At 65.9% G+C, this 20,917-nt stretch carries 14 protein-coding genes; 7 read left to right on the forward strand and 7 right to left on the reverse strand.

Going from position 1 to position 20,917, the window contains the following annotated elements; translation table 11 throughout:
- Positions 1–85: 85 nt before the first annotated feature.
- Positions 86–898 carry a Cof-type HAD-IIB family hydrolase gene (locus tag BM199_RS07790; protein ID WP_091671498.1) on the forward strand — a complete coding sequence of 271 codons (813 nt, stop codon included), beginning with the start codon at positions 86–88 and terminating at the stop codon, positions 896–898.
- Positions 899–1,063: 165 nt separating this feature from the next.
- Here BM199_RS07790 and BM199_RS07795 read toward each other — a convergent pair whose 3' ends face one another.
- Both BM199_RS07795 and BM199_RS07800 read right to left on the reverse strand, forming a co-directional pair.
- The gene (locus tag BM199_RS07795) at positions 1,064–1,798 is read right to left on the reverse strand and encodes a lysophospholipid acyltransferase family protein (protein WP_091671501.1); all 735 of its coding nucleotides are present in this window, start codon (positions 1,796–1,798) and stop codon (positions 1,064–1,066) included.
- A gap of 57 nt (positions 1,799–1,855) precedes the next feature.
- Positions 1,856–3,565 (reverse strand): hypothetical protein, encoded by a 1,710-nt coding sequence (locus tag BM199_RS07800; RefSeq protein ID WP_091671503.1) that lies wholly within the window; start codon positions 3,563–3,565, stop codon positions 1,856–1,858.
- A gap of 245 nt (positions 3,566–3,810) precedes the next feature.
- Between BM199_RS07800 and BM199_RS07805 the strand changes: the two genes are divergently transcribed.
- Positions 3,811–5,799, forward strand: a complete 1,989-nt coding sequence (locus BM199_RS07805) for a DUF6541 family protein (RefSeq protein WP_091671505.1) — start codon at positions 3,811–3,813, stop codon at positions 5,797–5,799.
- Between the two features lie 345 nt (positions 5,800–6,144).
- On the opposite strand, the gene BM199_RS07810 is transcribed toward BM199_RS07805, so the two are convergent.
- Together BM199_RS07810 and BM199_RS07815 are read right to left on the reverse strand one after the other, a co-directional pair.
- Positions 6,145–6,534, reverse strand: a complete 390-nt coding sequence (locus tag BM199_RS07810; protein WP_143101788.1) for a hypothetical protein — start codon at positions 6,532–6,534, stop codon at positions 6,145–6,147.
- A gap of 92 nt (positions 6,535–6,626) precedes the next feature.
- The gene (locus tag BM199_RS07815) at positions 6,627–9,077 is read right to left on the reverse strand and encodes an ALF repeat-containing protein (RefSeq protein WP_143101789.1); all 2,451 of its coding nucleotides are present in this window, start codon (positions 9,075–9,077) and stop codon (positions 6,627–6,629) included.
- A gap of 684 nt (positions 9,078–9,761) precedes the next feature.
- Here BM199_RS07815 and BM199_RS07820 point away from each other — a divergent pair.
- Together BM199_RS07820 and BM199_RS07825 are read left to right on the forward strand one after the other, a co-directional pair.
- Positions 9,762–10,088: a hypothetical protein gene (locus BM199_RS07820; protein WP_091671511.1), complete on the forward strand. Its 327-nt coding sequence runs from the start codon at positions 9,762–9,764 to the stop codon at positions 10,086–10,088.
- Positions 10,089–10,496: 408 nt separating this feature from the next.
- Positions 10,497–12,485, forward strand: a complete 1,989-nt coding sequence (locus BM199_RS07825) for a DUF6541 family protein (RefSeq protein WP_143101790.1) — start codon at positions 10,497–10,499, stop codon at positions 12,483–12,485.
- 20 nt (positions 12,486–12,505) lie between these two features.
- Here BM199_RS07825 and BM199_RS07830 read toward each other — a convergent pair whose 3' ends face one another.
- From BM199_RS07830 to BM199_RS07840, 3 genes are read right to left on the reverse strand one after another with little or no spacing between them, the layout of a single operon-like run.
- The gene (locus tag BM199_RS07830; RefSeq protein WP_091671514.1) at positions 12,506–13,651 is read right to left on the reverse strand and encodes a glycosyltransferase family 4 protein; all 1,146 of its coding nucleotides are present in this window, start codon (positions 13,649–13,651) and stop codon (positions 12,506–12,508) included.
- A gap of 4 nt (positions 13,652–13,655) precedes the next feature.
- Positions 13,656–14,642 (reverse strand): Gfo/Idh/MocA family protein, encoded by a 987-nt coding sequence (locus tag BM199_RS07835; RefSeq protein ID WP_177242514.1) that lies wholly within the window; start codon positions 14,640–14,642, stop codon positions 13,656–13,658.
- 2 nt (positions 14,643–14,644) lie between these two features.
- The gene (locus tag BM199_RS07840) at positions 14,645–15,736 is read right to left on the reverse strand and encodes a DegT/DnrJ/EryC1/StrS family aminotransferase (RefSeq protein WP_091671518.1); all 1,092 of its coding nucleotides are present in this window, start codon (positions 15,734–15,736) and stop codon (positions 14,645–14,647) included.
- A 281-nt stretch (positions 15,737–16,017) separates the two neighbouring features.
- Between BM199_RS07840 and BM199_RS07845 the strand changes: the two genes are divergently transcribed.
- The 3 genes from BM199_RS07845 to BM199_RS07855 all read left to right on the forward strand — a co-directional run bounded on the left by BM199_RS07845 (position 16,018) and on the right by BM199_RS07855 (position 20,884).
- Positions 16,018–17,538 carry a hypothetical protein gene (locus tag BM199_RS07845; protein ID WP_091671520.1) on the forward strand — a complete coding sequence of 507 codons (1,521 nt, stop codon included), beginning with the start codon at positions 16,018–16,020 and terminating at the stop codon, positions 17,536–17,538.
- A 27-nt stretch (positions 17,539–17,565) separates the two neighbouring features.
- Positions 17,566–18,711, forward strand: coding sequence for a glycosyltransferase (locus tag BM199_RS07850; protein WP_091671522.1), 1,146 nt, complete (start codon positions 17,566–17,568; stop codon positions 18,709–18,711).
- A 103-nt stretch (positions 18,712–18,814) separates the two neighbouring features.
- Positions 18,815–20,884, forward strand: a complete 2,070-nt coding sequence (locus tag BM199_RS07855) for an acyltransferase family protein (protein WP_091671523.1) — start codon at positions 18,815–18,817, stop codon at positions 20,882–20,884.
- Positions 20,885–20,917: the final 33 nt, after the last annotated feature.

A 20,917-nucleotide genomic window follows, 5' to 3' on the forward strand; every position in this document is an offset into this window, starting at 1 on the left:
AAGCCGCCGAACCGCCCATTGCTTGCCGCCGGAGACTCTCCCCACGAAAGCGTCCGCGCCGTGAACGATCAGGAATGATGGAGGCGTGGACAGACCCCTGCTGATCGCTTCGGACGTGGACGGAACGCTGCTCAACCCCGCGGAACGACTGAGTCCGCGTACCGCCGCCGTCGTGCATCAGGTGGCCGAGGAGGGTGTGCCCTTCATCCTGGTCACCGGGCGGCCCCCGAGATGGATCGCGCCGGTGGCAGGCCCCGCACGGCTCGATGGCTACGCGGTGTGCGCGAACGGGGCGGTGCTCTACGAAATCGGCACCGACCGGGTCGTGAGCGTGCACGGGCTGGCGCCAGTGGTCCTGCACGACATCGCGGACGCACTCGAGGACGCTTTGCCCGGCTGCAGACTGGCCGCCGAGCGCGCGGGCAGGAGCGCACTCGACAAGGACCTTCGGCCCTTCGTGATCGAGCCGAACTATCACAACCCGTGGGGCGACGCCGAGGGAACAACGGCCCCGAGGGCCGAGGTCCTCGGCCACACCGCGGTGAAACTCCTGGTCAGCGCGCGGGGTATGACGTCGGACGAGATGGCCGACGCGGCTCGCACAGTGCTGCGGGACGCGGTCGACATCACCTTCTCCACGGGATCGGGCCTGATCGAGATCTCCGCGCCGGGGATCACGAAGGCGGCCGGGCTCGCCGAGGTCGCCGGCAAGTTCTCGGTGTCGGCGGAGCAGACGATCGCCTTCGGTGACATGCCGAACGACCTGGCCATGCTCCGATGGGCCGGGCACGGAGTGGCGATGGCCAACGCGCACCCGGCGGTGCTCGAAGCAGCCGACGAGATCACCGCCCCGAACTCGGAGGACGGCGTCGCCCAGGTCCTCGAACGCTGGTTCTGACCCACAGGGCTTGGAGCGCCTGCAAGTACCACCATGCAAGATCAACTTCGTCGCTAACCGCTACCGACCTGGCAGCAGTTGGTAGCGGTTGACGTACATCTGGATCTTGCTTAGGTGTACTTGCAGACGCTCCCACCTCCGGCGCGGGCAGGTGCGCCGCCGGAGCTACCTGCCCCGGGCGTCGAGCTGCGCGGCTTCTTCGGGGGTGGGGGCGGTGCCACCCAGGTGCGCGGGGAGCCACCAGCGGTCCTCCTCGCCCGAGGGCTGCTCCGGGTACTCCGCCTGCACGGTGTCCAGCAGCGCCGACATCCGCACCCGCAGGTCCTTGGTGAGCACCTCGGGGTCCTCGTCAGGACGGGGGTACAGCGGCTCACCGGTGAGGATCGAGATCGGCACGTGCCGTTTGGTCAGTGTGCGCGGCCTGCCCTTGGTCCAGAGCCGCTGCGTTCCCCACAGCGCCATGGGCACCACCGGCACGCCCGCTTCGGCCGCCATCCGCACCGCGCCGGACTTGAGCCCCTTCACGGTGAACGACCGGCTGATGGTGGCCTCGGGGAACACGCCGACGATCTCCCCTGCGCGCAACCGCCGCACGGCCTCGTCGTAGGAGGCCCTGCCCGCGGTGCGGTCGACCGGGATGTGGTGCATTCCGCGCATCAGCGGGCCGGCGACGCGGTTGGCGAAGATCTCCTGCTTCGCCATGAACCGAACGAGCCGCTTGGCCGGTTGCGCACCCAGCCCACAGAAGATGAAGTCGAGGTAGCTGACGTGGTTGCACGCGATGACGGCACCACCGGTGGCCGGGATGTGCTCAGTGCCCTCGACCCGGAGCTTGTTGTCGAGCACGCGGAACATGGTCTTCGCCGCCAGCACGACGGGCGGGTACACGAACTCTGCCATTTCCCCAGGCTACGTGACCGTAACGGGGAAAACCTACGGATCCGTAGGTTGTGCGGGTCACTCGCCGCAGGGGACGTGCTCGAACCGGGGGTCGGCACCCAGCGTCTCGACAAGCCATGTCACCTGTTCCCGGATCAGGTACACCTTCACCCAGTTGTCCGTTCCGACGCGCCGGAATGTCGCCACCAGATACCGCCCCGCGTAGAGCGGGTCCGCACCGCAGCGCTGGGTTTCGCTGTAGCCGCTGCCCGTGGTGATGGCCACCGCGGGCATGCGCTCGTTCACCACGTAGTCATAGTCCTGGGCCAGGTGACCGACGAGGCCGAGCCGCTTGTCGCGTTGACCGTGCCTGGCGATGTGCTCGTCGGTCAGTCCCAGAACGTCGAGCATGACGATCCGCGAACCGGCCTCATAGGACAACGCGCCGTTGGCGAAGGTGCTGACGACCGTACCGCTGGGCAACGTCGCACCGAACCAGTCACCGATCTCCCCCAGCTCGGCGATCGCGTCCCGCCAGTCGTGCATGCGTTCCAGCATCTGCTCATGGGTGATCGACGCGAACAGCGACAGTCCGGAAAGGACAATCGCAACGGGCACGACGGCCTTGTCGAGCCAGAACCGTCGCGGTCGCGGCGACGGCGACGCCCCCGTCCTGACGCCACCTCCGGCCACACCGAGCGCAGCCAGCGAACCGATCGCCACCAGCGGCGGGACCGGCGCGAGCAGCCGCCACGCGGGCATCCAGTCACCGCCCGCGTACGTGATGAACGCCAGGTAGAAGACGGTGAGAGCGACAACGAGCCAGACCACGGAGCGGGCGAGGATCACGTCGGGCTCCGGTACCCCCTCCGCCCGGTCGGCGTGCGGCCTGCGCACCACGAACAGCACCAGCGCCGCGACGGCCAGCAGCAGGAAGCCGCCATGGGCGACGCCGAACTCCACCAGGTACGCCCCGCCCTGCTCGAGTTGCCAGCCGAGGGGCGCCCCGGACTTCGCCGCCAGCGCGTTCGGCACGAGGTAGCCGTAGTAGGTGACGCGCCATGCCGTCCACGGGACAGCGAGCACGAGCGCACCTAGCACGTACCCGGCCGGCGCCCACCAGTCCACCCGGTGCCGCGCGGCACGGACTACCAACCAGATCCCAACGACGATCGCGATGACGACGCCGTCCGGGCGGGTCATCACGGCCAGCGCGACCAGCACTCCGGCCATCACACAGCGGTTCTCCGCCACCGAGAGGCAGATGCAGAGCGCGAGCAGCAGGAACAGTGGGGTTTCCAGCCCGGACGGCCCGTAGGCCGCCAGCCCACTCGCACCCGCCGTCAATACCGCTGCGGCGACACCGAAAGCCGGAGCGGAGTCCTCCGTTCCCCGTCCCTTGCGCACGATCCGGTGGACGAGCACGTAGGCCAGCACCACGCAACCGAGCGTGCTGAGCACACCGAGAACCACGGCGGTGCCGACGATGTCCGCACCGAACAGGGTCTTGAACAGTGCCAGCAGCACCATCCACAGGAAGTTGGAATAGCCCTCGACCCGCTCGCCGACGTTGAATACCGGTCCGTTTCCCTCGGCGATGTTCAGTGCGTACCGAAAGGTGATGAACGCGTCCTCGGCCACCGTCGAGAACAGCAACTGGTGCGCGAGCGAGAAGCCGAGCGCGAGGAGCACGGCGATGATCCGCCAGGATCGGCGGGTGTTGAGCCGTGACCACGCCGCCAGGACGAACACGGCGAGCAGCAGCCAAGCCCCCACGACGACGACCAACTGACCCCTCGCTCTCCCCAGACGCAGGCCTGCCCAGTTGCGACGAGACTACATTTCCACCTCACGTTTCGTCGCGGCTCGGCTACGCGCCGCGCGCCGAAGACCTCCCCGGATGTCACCGACCGTGCAGAAGGATCACTGCCCGAACACGGTTACCGACACTGCGTGCGTCTTCAGGTCCACACCATGGCAAACTGCCCTGACTATTAGGCCGAATGGCCCCACCACCTCGCCAGGGATCGCCCATGCCAACCGAAATCTCCCTTGTGTCCTTCGGCGTGGTGACAGTCGTCTACGCCGCGTTGATCGTCATTCCCGGCCTGCTTGTCGCGGCCCTGGCCGGGCTACGTGGCTGGCAACTCGCGGCCGTCGCACCACTGCTCACCTACGCGGTCGCCGGGCTGGCGGGCCCGTGGCTCGCGGTGCTCGGGATTCAGTTCACCGTGGTGAGCTTTCTGGCGGTCCTCGTCCTGGTCGCCGCAGCCGCATTCGGGGTGCGGGCACGCGTCCGTCGCAGATCTGGCGACACGACGGCGCCGTCTCCATGGGCGCCGGTGGCACACTGGGGCGTGCTGGCCTGCCTGCTGGTGGCGGCGGCAGTCGGCGCCTACACGATCCTGCGCGGCCTCGGCGCGGGGAACGCGGTGGCGCAGGGCTTCGACGCGGTTTACCACGCGAACGGAATCCGCTACATCGCCGAGACCGGGGACGGCAGCCTGACCGGCACGGGGAACACCAACTGGTACGCCGCCGACCACCAGCTCTTCTACCCGAACGCCTACCACCTCGTCGGCTCGCTGGCGTACACGTTGACGGGCGTGGACATCCCGGTGCTGCTGAACGCTGGCGCGGTCTTGTTGCCGGCACTGCTGGCCCTGTCCGTGATCGCGGTGGTCCGCCGGTTCAACGGCAGGGCGGTCCTCGCGGGCGCCGCGGCGCTGGTCGTCGTCGCGCCGGTCACCCTGCTCTACGAATCGCTCGACCACGGCCCGCTGTACCCGTTCCTGCTCGGCCTTGCGCTCACCCCGCTCGCCACCGTGGTCCTGCAGTCCTATCTCACGCGACCGGCGGCGGACACCGGCTTCCTGTTGGCCGCGGCCGCGGTGGGCCTGTTGACCATCCACTCCTCGACCCTGTTCACCGGAATCCTCTTCGCCGCGCCGCTGCTGCTTCAGCGGTGGAGCGAAGCAGGCAGGCAGCGGCTCGCCGCGATCCGGCGGGATCTCGTCCTGCTGCTCCCGATCGCGGCCGCGGGCATCCTGCTCTGCTGGCTGCAGCTGTTCGGCGCACTGGGTCTGGCCACCGGCGCCGTCCCCTACAAGGGCTGGCCCAGCGACACCGGCGTGAACACCGCACTCGGCTCACTGCTGACGTTCCAGCACTTCGAACCCCACCCACAGCTGTGGCTGACCGCGGCGCTCGTCGTCGGCCTTGTCACCCTGAAGAGCCTCGGCGAACTGCGCTGGATCGCCGTGACCGCGCTGATCACCGGAATCTTCGCGGTCGCGGTGATGAGCTCGGACCACCCGCTCGTGAAGATGCTGTCCCGGCCGTGGTGGGACGACCCGTACCGGTTTCTGGCGATCGCGACCGTCCCCCTGTGCCTGCTCGCCGCGCACGGGATCGCTTCGACCCAGCGCTGGTTGTACGAACGGACGGCCCGCCTTCGCCTGCCCGTTCGCCACGCGGCGTCAGCACTGACCGCGGCGGTGGTGCTCGCTGTGTTCATCCTCGGCAGCGGCGGCCTCTACAGCAGCGCGAACGCCAGCGTCGTGCAGCCGGGCTACGGGCCCCGGCCCGGCGTCGACGAGCACCAACTCCCGCTGAGCAAGGGCGAAGCGGCAGCGATGCTCGAACTCGCGGAGCGCGCCGACCCCGGTGACTGGGCCATGAACGACCGCGCGGACGGCACGGTATGGACGTACGCGCTCAGCGGCGTCCGCACCGTCGCGGGTCATTTCGACCGGGGACTGGTGCCGCCGGAGGCACAGCTGCTGTCGGAACGGTTCAACCGGTACCGCACCGATCCGGAAGTCCGTGCCACGGTGGAAGAACTGAACGTGCGCTGGGTCATCGTGGGAACCGGCGGCTACCCGCAGGACGCACCGAAGCCGCCCGGCCTGACGGGGCTGGACGAACTGCCGTTCCTGGATCTGGTGTATCGCAACCGCGACGCGGCGCTGTACGAACTGCGTGCCGAAGATCGGGTGAACACCGGGACGACGTCGGGGTAGCCAGCAAGCGCACGTGCGCACGGTTCCTCGTGCAAACTAATCGGGACCCCATAAGTAGTCGGCATCTCGACTTGGCCCACATTGCAGAACATCGACGTCCGGTGGTGCACTCAGTTATTTGAGCCCTGCGCAGGCTGATGCCGCACGTAGCTACTCAGCGCAACCACTCGGCTCCCCAGCCAGCGTAGGCGATAGATGTGGGGTTACAGCCGGGGACAGCTCCAGCCTGCACCGCCGTAAACTCACGAATTGTTTCGATCGGCACCAAAAGAAACTAGCACGCACGCCAGACCACAGACATCCCGTCGGAAATTATGCGCAGACGTCACCACTGCAAGGCTAGAATCAGTAGCCATCCGCATTCAGTTGCCGAAGCTGTCGCGGGTAAAACTGATTACTGATCTGCTCGATCTTTTGAAAGAACATGATCCCAGCCAGTCGAAGAACCTCAATCAATTGCTCCACATTCGCAGAAGTTTCGAATTTATTTCCTCCATTTTCCAAGCCGACAATAACTCGGCCACCCTTACTCCTACAGAACCAGTACCTGATTGGCTGATCCGGATAGTAGCTCGACGTGTTTTTGCCCTCGCGAAGGTCGGCAACTACGTTGACAAGGTCTATCCATAGGAGCAATATATCGTCGATATATTGTCTGTCGATAATTTTCTTACCATTTACGGTGAGCTCCACCGAACCCAGCAAATCCTTCGTTTTTCTGGTGTCCGGCAGCACGTTACACTCGTTGACCCTGACCAAGGTATAACAATCCTTGTCCGAGTATGCCAGAAACGTATCAACGTCGATTGTTTCGTACAGATTGCTCGTCATAGTGGATAGAACTGCACAATCTTTCCGCGACTTATGGACATAATATACTCTCTTCCATTTACCGTGCTGACTAATCTCGAGAGGTCTCCATCAACTCCCGCATCAATAATCTTCTTCGAGTGCTGATTTATCGACTGACTTATGACGTCCTCGACCTCTTTTACGGTAACCTTACCATTGAAGAAACTCTGTTGCGACTTCCAAGATCCATTCCAGTAACTGGGGTGATGACGCTCGAGGATATGAGTCATGCGTTCTTTGGTGAGGGAAATCTTGGCGCTACTCACCTGAAATGTCCGACTCGACCAGCCTTGCAGAGCTGATCCTGAACGCCCAGGAAGCAATGGATTGATACTGGTGACGCCACCTTTGAGGAGCTTGTTTGCCCTTCTCAGAAGGGTTCGGAAAAGCGCTCCTTCGCCACCCAATTCCTGTACAGCGACCACCAAACCTGGAACCTGCGCGAGTTGGCCCCGGAGCTCGGTGGAGCAGTCTTCCGGCGCGGTCTCGCAGTAGGCCCGCAGGTATAGCGCCGGTAGATCATGCTCGTTTGCTGGACCGCTCTGACTATAGTAACTACCATCCCCAGCCAACCAGGAGTCAAAGTTTCGCGCCAGTCTTTCACATTCGGGAAGTCCGACACCTTGGAACGGGATCGCAACGCCGTTGACGAAGCATTCGCCGTCGACGAAAAGTGCCCGAGTGCCATTATCATATTGCCTTACCACTGACCTCAGCGGCTTACCATTCGATTCGTCCAGCCGCCGCTGCGCTTCCTCTTCGCGGTGTAGTCGAAGAAAAATTTCGACGGCTTCGCTAACGGCTTTCGCGGCTTCGGCGGCGTCCTTGCCAGCTGCTTCTGCCGAGGCGCGTGCCTGCGCTGCTGCATCGGCGGCCTGGGCCGCGAAGGCGCGGGCGCTCGCCGCGGATCGTGCCGCATGGGTGGCCGAGTTGGCTGCTTGGCGTGCGTCCTCACGTGCCGTTGCTGCGGCGGTTCGTGCTTGGCGGGCGGATTCGGCGGCCTGGTTGGCGTACTCCTGAGCTTGTTGGGCGGAGCTGCGGGCTTGGTTTGCGTAGCCTTGTGCCTCGTTGGCTGACTGCCGTGCCCGCTCTGCGTGCCGGGCGGCTTCGTCCGCGGCCTTGCGGGCAATCGCGGCATTCTGGGCCGCGACTGCCGCGTTCTCGTTGGCAGTGGCAGCAGACTGTGCGGCCTGGGCGACGTACCGCTGGACGGTCGCCACGTGGGAGGCTGCGGCCTGATCACGCTGGATGGCGCGGTGCTTTTCGACCCGGAGAAACTCGCTCAGTAGCTCCGGAGGTCCTTCGAGTGCGATCTGCGCGGCAGCTTTGACCTCCGGACCGCCGGAGGAAAGCGCCTGCAGGACGGCGATTCGCTCATCATGTTCGCGAGCAACGTACTGTCCCGTGCGTAGGAATTCGCGCTGGTCGGCCGTCGTGCCGTCGAGTGCGGCGTTTGCGGCGTCGCGCACAGCTGGCCCGGCGTCGTTGAGTAGTTGCAGGATGGCGATGCGGTCGTCGTGCTCGCGACCCTCGTAATTCTGGGTGCGGAGGAACGTACGAATTTGTTCAGGGGTGCCGGACAGAGCCGCTTCCGCTGCGTCGGCGAGCGCCTCCGGTGTACCGGTAGCAGCGATGTGCGCCACCCGTGCGTGGTCGTCTTGCTCTGTGGCCAACGTGAGCTCTGTGCGCACGAACTGAACGACTTGTGCTTCAGTCCCGATGAGTGCGGTTTCAGCCGCGCCTTGGCTCCAGGGGCCGCCGGTGGTGAGGATGCGCATGGCCACTCGCCTGCCCTTGGCCACGACGGTGGTTTCCGGAGTGCCGGGCTCGCACGCCTCGGCAAGTAGTCGACGTGCTTCCTCGTCGCGTCGGGCCGCTTCCTCCGTATCCCAAGCGATGTCGGACTTGAGGTTGTCGTACTCGGTGCGCAGTTCCTTGGCCGCCTCGACGGCTTCCTCGGTCTGCGTGGCGAGGCGTTCCGCCTCCGCAGCCCGGGCTGCCTGTTCCACCTTCTGGGCCTGGGCGGCGGCCGCGGTGGCTTCCTGCGCGGCTTCCTTGGCGGCTGCGGCGTGCGCTGCTGCCGCATCGGCCGCACGATCTGCGTCACCCGCATGTTTGGCAGCGTCGTCGGCGGCTTGCGCCGCGGCCTCGGCGTGGTTGGCCGCGCGATTGGCTGCGGCGTGTGCTTCGTTGGCAGCCCGTTCCGCTTCGCGGGCAAGAGCGTCCGCGGCGTTCGCGGCGCGAGTGGCCCTGGCGGCCGCCCGCTCGGCACGGGCCGCCGCGGCGCGAGCGCGATCGGCCTGAGCGCCTGCCGCAGCGGCGTGACTTCCGGCCTCGTACGCCGCTTGCCCTGCCGCCGCAGCATTGCTGCCGGCGCTGATCGCCGCCCGTGCCGCATCCCCTGCCGCGCAAGCAGCTTCGCCCACAGCCTTGGCGGCCTGTGCGGCTTGCCGAGCGCTGGCGGTGGTACCAGCAGCACGACGTCACCGCAGCTCCGGATGGTTGCCGGGCTGCGTAATCGGTTTGTTGGTGGGGTAGCGCGAGATGACGTGCTGCCCCACCAAGGCCAGGCAGTTGCAACGAAAGCATCTACCCCACGGGTCATTCGAATATTGGCAATATAAGAGAACTTATGAACGAGTCAAAGAATAGAAATCTGGCGAATTCGATCAGGACCAATAACAAGCTCACGCAGTTGAAACGCAGGATCTCGGGATGAGGGGCAAGGAGATGCGGAAGAAGAGCGTGGGCAATGGACGTCGCCCGGTCGCCCTGGGCGTAGCCGGTGTTCTGGGCACCATTCTGGTGAGTGGGCGACCTGCGCCTCTACGAACACACCAAGCCTGGAGCGGGAGAGTTGGGTTGGCTGCGTGAAGACTGCATCGGAATCGGCAACGACTGGTCCAAGATCCGGCCGTTCGCGGGCAAGGACGGCGACGTTTACCCGGCCAATGAGAACGGCAACCTGTATCGGTACCGCTGGAACGGGACCGGATGGGACCGGCCTGACGGCAACTGGGCAAAGCACATCGGCACAGGTTGGGGCTCCTACACGACGACGGCGTACCGCAACCGGATCACGGCCGACTCCAACGGGGCACATCTTCACCATGGGGTCGGACAACCACCTGCGCTGGCGCTCCTACGATCCGGTCGCGAAGACGTGGGCGCACCGGGTCGCGGCCCGCGACTGGGGCAAAAAGTACAACCTGATCGTCGCCGCCGGTGACGATGTCATCTATGCCCGCACCCCGGACGGCAAGATGTTCCGCAACCACTACAACGCGGCCAACAACACCTGGAGCCAGTACGAGGAGCAACGGCTGGGGCTGGCAGGGGTCCAAGTGGCTGGCATCGGCAGGCGCGGACACACTGTACGGCCCCGCGAACAACACTCGGGGCGATTTGCTGTGGTATCGCTACATACCCAGGTCTGACTCCTGGATCGCTCGCAAGGTTGTGGGCACTGGGTGGTCCGACCGTCGAGTCGCGACCGTCGCGCCTCTCCGGCTCTGTCTGATGTGGAGCCTCAGCGTTCGATCCTGACGTCCGCTGAGCGACGCCCTTCTTCGGACGACACTCTCGGCGAGAAGGTGATCACCGAACGTATCGACCGTCACGGACCGCGAACATGGTTCCCTACCCTGTGGGCGACACTCGTTCGGGCTAGAACTCTCGATCAGCGCAACGAGCTGACACAGTCGGTGAGGTACCTCGGCCGATTGCTAGTCTGCCAGGGGCTCCGGTGGCGGAGCAGGCCTTTGCGCATAGCCGGTACCAGTCTCAAGTCGCCGGCGTGAACGTACGAGCGCCAGGGCACGCAGCGTGATCGCAAGGAGCACACTTTGAGTTGGTGGCAGTTGGTTCCGGCTGTGCTGTGCACTGTCGCCATCGTCTTCCTTCCCGGATACCTGGTCGTCCGGAGCTGGGCGATCACCGGACTCGTCGCGGTGGGTACGGCAGCCCCGGTGTCCATCGGCCTGCTGGCAGGTGCCGCCGTGGCCGGGCCGATGATCGGTGTCCGCTGGAGCGTGCTGCTGCTCGTCGTTCCGACGGTCATCCTCGCGGCGATCGGCCTGGTGTTGCGCAGGCTGACTCCCGGCGCCCTCAACACGCGAAGGGCCACGTCACGACCCGTTCGGCACCGGTGGACCTTACTGGTGTACGCCGGTGCCCTGCTGATTCCCGCGGTGATGCTGGCGCGCGGACTGATCGTGATGATCGGCAGTCCGGACAACATCTCCCAGACCTACGACAACATCTTCCACCTCAACGCACTCCGGTACATCCTCGACAGCGGCTCGGGATCCACCCTGACTCTCGGGGGGATGTACAGCAACGGGGCGGACCCCTCGACCTACCCCGCCGCCTGGCACGACCTGGTCAGCCTGGTCGTGCAGGTGTCCGGCGCGTCGATTCCGGCGTCGATCAACGCGGTGACCCTGGTGGTCGGGGCTCTGGTCTGGCCGATCTCCTGCATCTTCCTGACCACACGGGTCACCGGAGTCCGCCCGGTGCCGGTGCTGTTCGCGGGGGCCCTGTCCACCGTCTTCGGCGCGTTCCCCTACCTGATGGTCACGTTCGGGGTGCTCTACCCGTTCTTCCTTTCGCTGGCGCTGCTGCCCGCCGCTATCGCCCTGGTCGCCATGGCGGTCGGCGTCGGGGGGCGGGACGGGACTCCGAGGTGGCTCGCGGCGCTGGTACTCATCGGCGCGGTCGTCCCCGGTGTTGCCTTGGCTCATCCCAGCAGCGTGCTGGCACTGCTGGTGTTCGCGGTGCCGATCTTCGTGGTCGGAATTGTCCGTTACCGCCGCACCCTGTCCACCGGGCGCGCCATCGCGGTGCGGTACTGGGGACTGATCGTGCTGCTTCTCTGCTATCTGTCCGCCGTTGTGCTGCTGTGGACCAAAATCCGGCCCAGCGAGTCCGCCTCGGCGTGGGAACCGATCCAACAGATGCCCCAGGCCATCGGCCAGGTGCTTGCCGCGGGTCTCATGCAGCAGGGGCCCACCTGGATCGTGCTGCTGCTGACGCTGGTCGCGATCGGCCTTGTCATGCGCAGGCTCATCAGTGCGTGGGTGGTCGGGATCTACCTGATCGCCGCGGGCCTGTTCGTCATCGTCTCGGGATTTCGCGAGAGTTGGCCGCGCGACTTCGTCACAGGTGTTTGGTACAACGACTCATTCCGGCTGGCCGGGCAACTACCGGTCATCACCGTGGTGCTCTGCACGATCTCCGCCACCTGGCTGTTCACCCGGTCTCAGGAATCGCTGTCCGGCCGATTCCCGAAACTGTCCTGGCTACGTCCCACTCGGGAGACGACGCCGGCGATCTCAACCGTTGCCTTTGTGGCCGCCGTGGTGCTGGCCGTTGTCGGGCAGTACAGCTCGGTCAACTACGAGATCGCCCACGGTAAAGCGACGTACCGCATCGGCGAGAACTCCTATGTTCTGTCCCTGCCGGAACGCGCGTTGATCGAGCGGCTCGACGAGCAGGTTCCCCCGGACGCGACCATCATCGGAAACCCGTGGACCGGCACCTCACTCGCCTACGCCCTCGCCGATCGCCGCACGCTCACCCCGCACGTCGGCAACTCGATTCCGCAGGACGTGCTGACGGTGATGTACGGCCTGAACGAAATGGCGACAAATCCCCAGGTCTGCTCGATCATCCAGCGCTTGAACAGCTACTACGTGCTGCATTTCGAAGGCCGCCAGGTGCACAACAAGGGCAAGCATTTCGACGGCCTCGAGTCCTTGCCCACGAATCCCGGAGTGACCAGGATCGACCACGAGGGTGCGACGGCAGCGCTCTACAAGATCACCGGTTGCTGACTGAGGCGCAGGCCTTCGCACTATCGATGACGGTTGATGACGTCGGCCGTGTTGGTGGCGACGGTCCGCAGGCTGTGGTTGTCATCGACCCACTGCGACAGCCGACCGCGGCGCGTGTCGTCAGGCTGTTCGGTCAACGCCTTGTCCATCGCCTCGGCTACGGCGCCGTCGTCCCAGTCGACCGCCCAGCCGAGGTCGTTGTCCCGGATGAGCGCGCCCATCGGGCCGACACCGGCGTAAATGACCGGCGCACCTGCGGACATGCCGGCCAGCGCCTTGGTGGCGAAGGCGAAGTCATAGCCGACGCCAGGCTTCACCGACGCGAGCGCGGCCGCGGCGCTGGAGAACTCGCCGGTCAGATGTTCCGCGGACTGCGGTGAGCGGAACTCGACCCTGCCGGGAACGATCTCGGTCGCCAGTTCCTTCAGCGCGGGCACGTTCACGCCCTGGCCGATCATCAGCAGGGACGCGTCCGGATGCCTGTCGGCGATCTTGCCGAACGCACGGATGAACACGTCCGCACCGTGGATTTCCGACATCGTCCCGCCGTACACCAGCTTTTTGGTGGGGCGGCGTTCGGCGTCCGCGGTGAAGGAGAACCTGCTGGTGTCGATTCCCACGCCGACGACGGCGATGCGCTCTGCGGGGGCGCCGAGGGAGAGCAGGTCTTCCCGCACGCCGTCCGACACCGCGATGATCCGGCGGGCGCCCTTGACCACCCATCGCTCCAGCACCTTCAGCACCCGGACCACGGTGCGGTTGACACCGATGCCCTCCGCCGCCGTGGACACCACGTCGGCGGAGTAGTGGAAGTACGGGGTGCGCTTGAGCGCGCACGCCACCCTGCTGACCACGCCGGTCGTCGTCGGCGGCTCCACCACCACGACATCGCTCCTGGTGAGCAACAGCCGGAAGAACAGCGGGATGTCGTAGCTGAGGTACTGGACGTACCCGCGGACATTTCCGCCCTTGTCCCTGAGCACCGGCCATCGCCGCACGTCGAGCCCGGCGTCGTCGATCTGGGTTCCCTTTGGCGGCACCGTGGTGAGCACTTTGACCTGGTACCCCTGTGCCGCCAGCTCGTCAGCCAGGGCACCCAGCCGGTAGGCCGCCGCACCCGTCTCCGGCCGGAACAGCCGCGAGACGATGGTGATCCGCGCTGTCATGGGTTCAGACGCTCCGGCTGACCGCTTGAGTGGCCGTGCGCAGCAGCTCCTCGGCCGTGCGCAGGGTGTTCAGGCCCTCCTGCATGGTCACCACGCCCGCGTCGAGGCCAAGCACCGCGTCGCGGAACTTCTCGTGTTCGGTGCGCAGCGGTTCCCGCTTCTGGATCGCGTACCGCGTCACGTTGCCCTCGGACACGCCACGGAAGTTCGCCACCGAGTCCCACTCGGTGTTGATCACACCGTTGGCGTAGAAGGTCAGGTCGGCGGTGAGGGTGTCGGCGACGAACGCACCCTTCTCGCCGGTCACCACGGTGAGCCGTTCCTTCATCGGCGACAGCCAGTTCACCAGGTGATTGGTGATGGTCCCGTTGTCGAGCCTGCCCGTGGCGGCGACCATGTCCTCGTGCGGCCTGCCGGAACGGGTGGTCACCTGCGCGGAAACGGTGGCGTACTCGGACTGGGCCAGCCACGCGGTCAGATCGATGTCGTGCGTCGCGAGGTCCTTGACCACACCGACGTCGGCGATTCGCGCCGGGAAGGGGCCCTGCCTGCGGGTGGCGATCTGGTAGATGTCGCCGAGCTCGCCGTCGGCCATCCGCGCCCGCAGTGACTGCAACGCGGGGTTGTACCGCTCGATGTGCCCGACCGCGCCGACGATGCCCTTGTCGGCGAACGCCTTGACGAGCTTCGTCCCCGCCTCGACGGTGTGTGCCACCGGCTTCTCGACCAGGGTGTGCACGCCTGCCTCGGCCAGCGCGAGCCCGACTTCCTCGTGCATGGCGGTCGGTACGGCACACACGGCCATGTCGATGCCCGCGTCGATCAGCTCCGCCACGGTGCCGAGCACCGGCAGATCGCCCGCGACACCGTGCGGGTCGCCGGTGGCATCGGCGACAGCGGCCAGCGTCAGCCCTTCGACCTCGCGGATCACCCGCGCGTGGTGCCTGCCCATCATGCCGAGGCCGATCAGGCCTACTCGGAGGTCAGCCATCGTCACGCACCCGCCTTCGCCACTGTGTTCACCGCGGTCACGATGCGCTCGAGGTCCTCGTCGTCCAGCGAGGGGTGGACCGGGAGCGAAAGCACCGACCGGGCGGCCTGTTCGGTGTTCGGCAGGTCTTCCGCGCGGGCGAACGAAGGCAGCCGGTGGTTCGGGATGGGGTAGTAAACACCCGCCCCGACCTGGTGCTCGTCCTTCAGCGCCGCGACGAAACCGTCGCGGTCCTCCGGCACGGTGATCGTGTACTGGTGGTAGACGTGCACGGCACCGTCCGCGACCGCGGGCACCCCGACACCGTCGAGGTTCTTGTCGAAGAACCGCGCGTTGGCCTGGCGGGTCCTGGTCCAGTCGCCGACCTTGGTGAGCTGCACCCTGCCGATCGCCGCGTGCAGGTTCGTCATCCGCGCGTTGAAGCCGACGACCTCGTTCTCGTACTGGCGCTGCATGCCCTGGTTGCGCAGCAGCCGCAGCAGGCGCTCCACCTCGCTGTCCCCGGTGGAAACCATGCCGCCCTCACCGGAGGTCATGTTCTTGGTGGGGTACAGGCTGAACATGGCGAAGGTGCCGAAGGTGCCGACCGGCGCGCCGTCGAGGGTCGCGCCGTGTGCCTGCGCGGCGTCCTCGTAGAGGGCCAGTCCGTGCTTCTCGGCGAGCTGCCGGAACGCGGGCATGTTCGCCGGGTGCCCGTAGAGGTGCACCGGCATGATGCCCTTGGTGCGCTCGGTGATCACGCTTGCCACGTGCTCGGGGTCGAGGCAGTAGTGCGCGAGCTCGATGTCGGCGAACACCGGCGTGGCGCCGGTCAGTGCCACCGCGTTCGCCGTGGCGGCGAAGGTGAACGAGGGGACGATGACCTCGTCCCCGGGGCCGACTCCCGCGGCGAGCAGACCAAGGTGCAGCCCCGCGGTGCCGGAGTTGACCGCCACCGTCGACCTGCCGTCCAGCAGTACGTCGCTGAACTCCTGTTCGAATGCGGCGACCTCGGCGCCCTGAGCCAGCATCCCGGAACGGAGAACGGCGTCGACTGCCTCTCGCTCCGCGTCGCCCACAATCGGTTTGGCCGCGGGTATGAAGTCCTTGCTCACGTCTCGCCCTCGATATCGTTCGGGGATTGTCGTCTCACTGCATCCAACTAGAATGAGTGTTCTGCACGCTCGTAGCTGTGGCTGTCCTGCGCGCCTCACCGACACCCGGCCGCCACAGGCCACCCTTTGCAAGCTCCGGGCGGCCCCCGTCGGCCGAGTTGTGCATAACCCTCACTTTATTCCTGCCCTCGATTTCGCCTCGGCAGGGGCCGAACAGGCCGTGACCCTCGACGGCTCGACCACCTGACCAGGGGCGCAGCCACCACAGATACTGTCGCGCTATGACTGTGACGCCCGATGGCGGCGCCGATGCTACCGGCAGGCAGGCGGAACTCATCGGTCACCGTCGCGCGCTGCTGACGCGACCGGACGCACGTACGGACACCGTGCCGCTGCCGGTCGCGTTGCGCAGCCTCGTCTCGGCGACCGGCATCGCCATTCAGGGCCTCGTGCGTTTTGTGTACAGCCTGCTGGTCGGGCGCACACTTCCGGCGGGTTTTCTTTCGGCCACGAACAGTGCCATTTCCACCGCGCTGTTGGCCACGCTGCTGTGGCCGACCTCCATCGGCGCGGCCGCGGGCAAGTTCCTGGCGCGCGAAGCGGGCGACGTCGAACTCAGGATGACGCTGACCCATTACCTCGCACGGCTGTGCCTGCTGACGTCGGCGGCACTGGGCCTCGGTGCGGGACTGCTGACCTACTTCGTGCTCGTGCCGGGCGAACTGCTGACCGGTGCACTGGTCGCGCTGCTGACCGTCGGCTGGTCCGGGTACACCTTCGTGCGCGGTGCGCATTACGCCACGGGCCGGGTACTGCGGGCGACCGTCTGGGACGTCCTGTCCTTCGTCGTCGCGGTCGGCGGCCTCGTCCTGGTACTCGTCTTCGACCTTCGCGCATGGCTGCTGCTTCCGCTGACGGTCGGCTATCTGCTCTACACCGTCGCGGGCTGGCCTCGCTCCCGGCGGGGCCGGATCGAGCCCGCCTTACGGGCGGAGATCAATCGCTTCGTGGCGTGGGGAGTGCTCGGCTCCCTCGCGACGGCGGGTTTCCTGCAACTGACGATGCTGCTCGCACACCAGACCGGCGACGTGCTGAGCGCGGACGCCTATGCCGCGGCGCTGACACTGGCCACCCCGGCTTCGATGATCGGCGCGGTGCTCAGCCTGTTGTTGCTGCCCGCGCTGTCCGGTGCGGTCGGCCGCGGTGACCTGGCAACCGTCCGACGGCACACGGACACCGCCCAGCGAACGCTGATCGTCATGGTCGGTGGCGTGTTCGGTGTGCTGGTGGTGGGCAGCAGGCTGTTGGTCGCCTTCATCTGGCCCCAGCTGTCCGCCGCGGTACCGGTGCTCGAATTGCTGCTCGTCGCGACTTTCCTGCTCACGGTGTCGACCGCGGCCAGCGAATCCATCAGGTCCTACAGCGAGCACGGGGCACGGATGGTGGCGCTGATCCGCGGTGCGGGTCTTCTGGTCGGCCTCGGTGTCGCCGTCCTCCTCATCCCCCACCTCTCGGTCCTCGGCATCGCCACCGGCTACCTGGTGGGCATGAGCATCACCGGTCTTCTACCGGTGCTGCTGGTGTGGCGCCGCGACCGGCACCGCTGGGGCATGCTCATGCTGCGAGTGCTGGCCGGAGCCGCACTGGGGGCCGGATTGGTCCTGCTGCGTTCGCGCGTGCCCGGTCCCGGCTGGCTCGATGTCGCCATGGTCGCCGGGTTCGCCGTCGGCTGGCTGCTGCTGCACGGGCGCGACCTGCTGGCCGTGGTCCGCAAATCGGTGCGCACGCCGTCTCAAGGTTGACACTGGACGTGGTTAGACTCCCTGGCCATGGCGCATCGCGGGCGGATTCTTTGTATCTCCTTTTCGGATATCAACAGTGACTCCCGGGTCCTGCGCCAACTCGACGTGCTCGCCGAACTCGGCGAGGTGACCACGGTCGGCTACGGCGACAAGCCGGCAGCGGCCACCGAACACCTGGAAATCGACGCTGATCTGCCGTCGCTGCCGCAGACACCCGCCGGGGTCGCCCTGCTCGCCCTGCGCCGATTCGATCGCGTCGAGTTCATGGGGCCCGCCGTCCGCGCCGCGGCGACACTGCTCGAAGGCAGGAAGTTCGATGTCGTCGTGGCGAACGAGGCCCGTGCGATGGCGCTCGCCCACCGCGTGGCCGACGGCGCACCGATCCTCGCGGACATGCACGAGTGGGCGCCGGAGGAACGCGCCCACGTGCGGTCCTGGCGGCTGCTGGTGAAGCCGTTCATGATCTACCAGTGCCGGAAGTACCTGCCGAAGATGGCGGCTGTGACCACGGTCAACGACTCCATCGGTGAGCTTTACCAGCAGGGATTCGGGGTACGTCCGCGCACCGTTCGCAACGCGGGCGCGTTCCGCGAACTGGAGCCGAGCGAGGTCGGTTCGGAGACCATCAGGCTGGTGCACAGTGGCGGCGCCATCCCGGGCCGCAACCTCGAAACACTCATCGAGGCGGTCCGCGGGCTGGACTCGACGTACTCCCTTGACCTGTATCTGGTGCCCGGCAGGGACAACGGGCGCTATCTGGACCAGCTTCGCGCGCTGATCGCGGACGATCCCCGGATCACGCTGCATCCGCCGGTGACCCCACACGAGCTGGTGCCGACGCTGAACCAGTACGACGTCGGAGTTTTCAGTCTGCCGCCCCTCACCCCGAACCACCGGTTCATGCTGCCCAACAAGATCTTCGACTTCGTGCAGGCGCGCTTGGCCGTCGTGTTCGGCTCGGCCCCGGAAACCGACCGGTTGATCACGGAGTACGACCTCGGCGTCATCGCGCGGGACGCGTCCGCGCAGGCCATGCGGGACACCCTGGCCGCACTGGACGTCGAGCAAGTGCGCGTTTACAAGCAGAACTCGAACAAGGCCGCTGAAGTGCTGAACTCGGCCGAAGATTCGGCGGTGACCAGATCACTCGTGGCAGAAATGTTATTGGAATGAGCTAGCTTGTGCACTGCCGGGCTGATTCAGTATGGACGTACTGATCATCCAAAAAAACAAGGAACAATCCCGGCAACATGAGTCCTAACGTCTGCCAAGCGGCATGAACCTGCCAAGTGTGTCGGACATCACCAGTCCGCCCATAAACAAAACAGGCCCTGCCGATTCTCGAAAAACCCCGCTCGTTGCGGGCTTTCGTCCGGAGATCGAGGGGCTGCGCGCGGTCGCGGTCCTAATGGTCGTCGTCTACCACGTGTGGTTCGGGCGGGTATCCGGCGGAGTGGACGTATTCCTGGTCCTTACGGGTTTCCTGATCAGTGGCTCCCTGCTCAGGGCAGCGGAGAACCGGGGGCGCATCGAGTTCGGCGCATTCTGGGGACGGCTTTTCAAACGCCTTTTCCCACCCGTCGCGGTCGTTCTGCTCGGCGTTCTCGTGGCGACCTATCTGTGGCTGCCGGAGAACCGGTGGCACAACACGATCGGCGAGGTGGTCGCCACCGCGTTCTACTTCGAGAACTGGAGCCTGGCCACCAGTGCGGTCGACTATCTGGACAGAACCGAACTGCCGAGTCCGGTGCAACATTTCTGGTCATTGTCGATGCAGGGCCAGTTCTATGTGATCTGGGCCGTACTGATCAGTCTTGTCACATTGGTTTTCACTCGACTACGTTTCAGCACGAGGTCCGCTGGGCTCGCCTTGTTCACCTCGGTCTTCGTCGCCTCCCTGACCTACTCAATCTTCGTTACCAGCACCAACCAGCCGTGGGCATATTTCGATCTCGGCGCCCGACTGTGGGAGTTCGCCCTCGGCGGCATCCTGGCCATCGCCCTGCCGTACCTCCGACTGCCCCAACGGCTGCGTGTGCTCCTCGGCTGGCTCGGACTGGCCGCACTGATTCTGTGTGGCGCATTGTTCGACGTCTCCACGTTGTTCCCCGGTTACGTCGCGTTGTGGCCGGTCATTGCGGCGCTGCTGGTCGTGATCGCCGGGACCACCGGAAGCCGGATCGGCGCCGACCGGCTGCTCACCTGGCGACCACTGAAGTACCTCGGGGGCATTTCCTACGCCCTGTACCTCTGGCACTGGCCGGTCCTCATCGTGTATTTGGCCGTACGGGAACGTTCCCTGGCCACGTTTCGTGGCGGGCTCATCGTCATCTGCGTATCCCTTGTACTGGCGGCGGCGACCAAGGCACTGCTGGAGAACCCGGTCAACGCATTCACCAAGCCACGCACATCTCCGGCGTGGGCGGTCGCGGTCGTCGGATTGTTCATGGCACCGGTACTGGTTGCTTCGACAATGTGGACACAGCGACTCGACAGCCGAGCTGAGCTCGCGGCGGCGATGGTCGACGACCCTGAGCGGTATCCTGGCGCACAGGCGATCGCGTTCCCCGAACGGAACCGGGCCCCGGGCGCGCTACCGGTTCTGCCCGAACCGGCAAGTGCCCGCGACGACCTGCCCGTCACGTACGAGAAGGGCTGCCACGTCACCCTCGAGGGCACGGAAGTAGCGGTGTGCGAGTACGGCCCCGGCACCGCCGACTACAGCATCGCGGTGGTCGGTGCCTCACGTAGCGCACACTGGTACCCCGCGCTCAAAAAGGTGGTCGACAACAAAGGTTGGACGCTGTTCAACCTCACCAAGAGTTCGTGCCAGTTCAGCACTGACACACCTTTGACCGTGAACGGGGAGCTGTACGAGGAGTGCGTCGAATGGCGTGAAGGCGCCATGCGCACCTTGTCGGAACTTCGTCCTGACGCGGTTTTGACGTCCTCGACCCATGCGAGCCCGGAAGAGGGCGAGCAAACGTTCCAGGGTTTTGTCGACCGTTGGCGGCAACTGGACGAACTGGGAATCAAGGTTGCCGGCATCCGTGACCTTCCGCGAGTCGAGATCGACGGTCCCGAGTGCGTCGCAACCCGTGGTGCCGATCAGTGCGTGTCGAGCGCCGCCTACAGCCAGGCGGACACCGATCCCGCACGCGACCTCGTGGACCTGCCCGACAACGTCGCGTTAATCGACATGACCGAGTACGTATGCCCAGCAGGTGAATGTCCGGCCGTGATCGGAAATGTGCTGGTCTACCGCGACACCTCACACCTGACCGCGACCTACTCCCGCACCTTGGCGCCCATTCTGGAAGAGAAGCTCATCCAGGCCATCAACTAACTGTTCGGGCCGACCTCCCCACGGCAGAAAGCT

The organism is Amycolatopsis marina (assembly GCF_900111885.1).
Classification (GTDB): Bacteria; Actinomycetota; Actinomycetes; order Mycobacteriales; family Pseudonocardiaceae; genus Amycolatopsis; species Amycolatopsis marina.

Bases quoted from the DNA above. Each gene is read 5' to 3' on its own strand.
- BM199_RS07795 (WP_091671501.1), bottom strand. From the start codon at position 1,798: ATGGCAGAGTTCGTGTACCCGCCCGTCGTGCTGGCGGCGAAGACCATG.
- BM199_RS07805 (WP_091671505.1), top strand. From the start codon at position 3,811: ATGCCAACCGAAATCTCCCTTGTGTCCTTCGGCGTGGTGACAGTCGTC.
- BM199_RS07820 (WP_091671511.1), top strand. From the start codon at position 9,762: ATGGGGTCGGACAACCACCTGCGCTGGCGCTCCTACGATCCGGTCGCG.
- BM199_RS07830 (WP_091671514.1), bottom strand. From the start codon at position 13,651: ATGACAGCGCGGATCACCATCGTCTCGCGGCTGTTCCGGCCGGAGACG.
- BM199_RS07835 (WP_177242514.1), bottom strand. From the start codon at position 14,642: ATGGCTGACCTCCGAGTAGGCCTGATCGGCCTCGGCATGATGGGCAGG.
- BM199_RS07845 (WP_091671520.1), top strand. From the start codon at position 16,018: ATGACTGTGACGCCCGATGGCGGCGCCGATGCTACCGGCAGGCAGGCG.
- BM199_RS07850 (WP_091671522.1), top strand. From the start codon at position 17,566: ATGGCGCATCGCGGGCGGATTCTTTGTATCTCCTTTTCGGATATCAAC.
- BM199_RS07855 (WP_091671523.1), top strand. From the start codon at position 18,815: ATGAACCTGCCAAGTGTGTCGGACATCACCAGTCCGCCCATAAACAAA.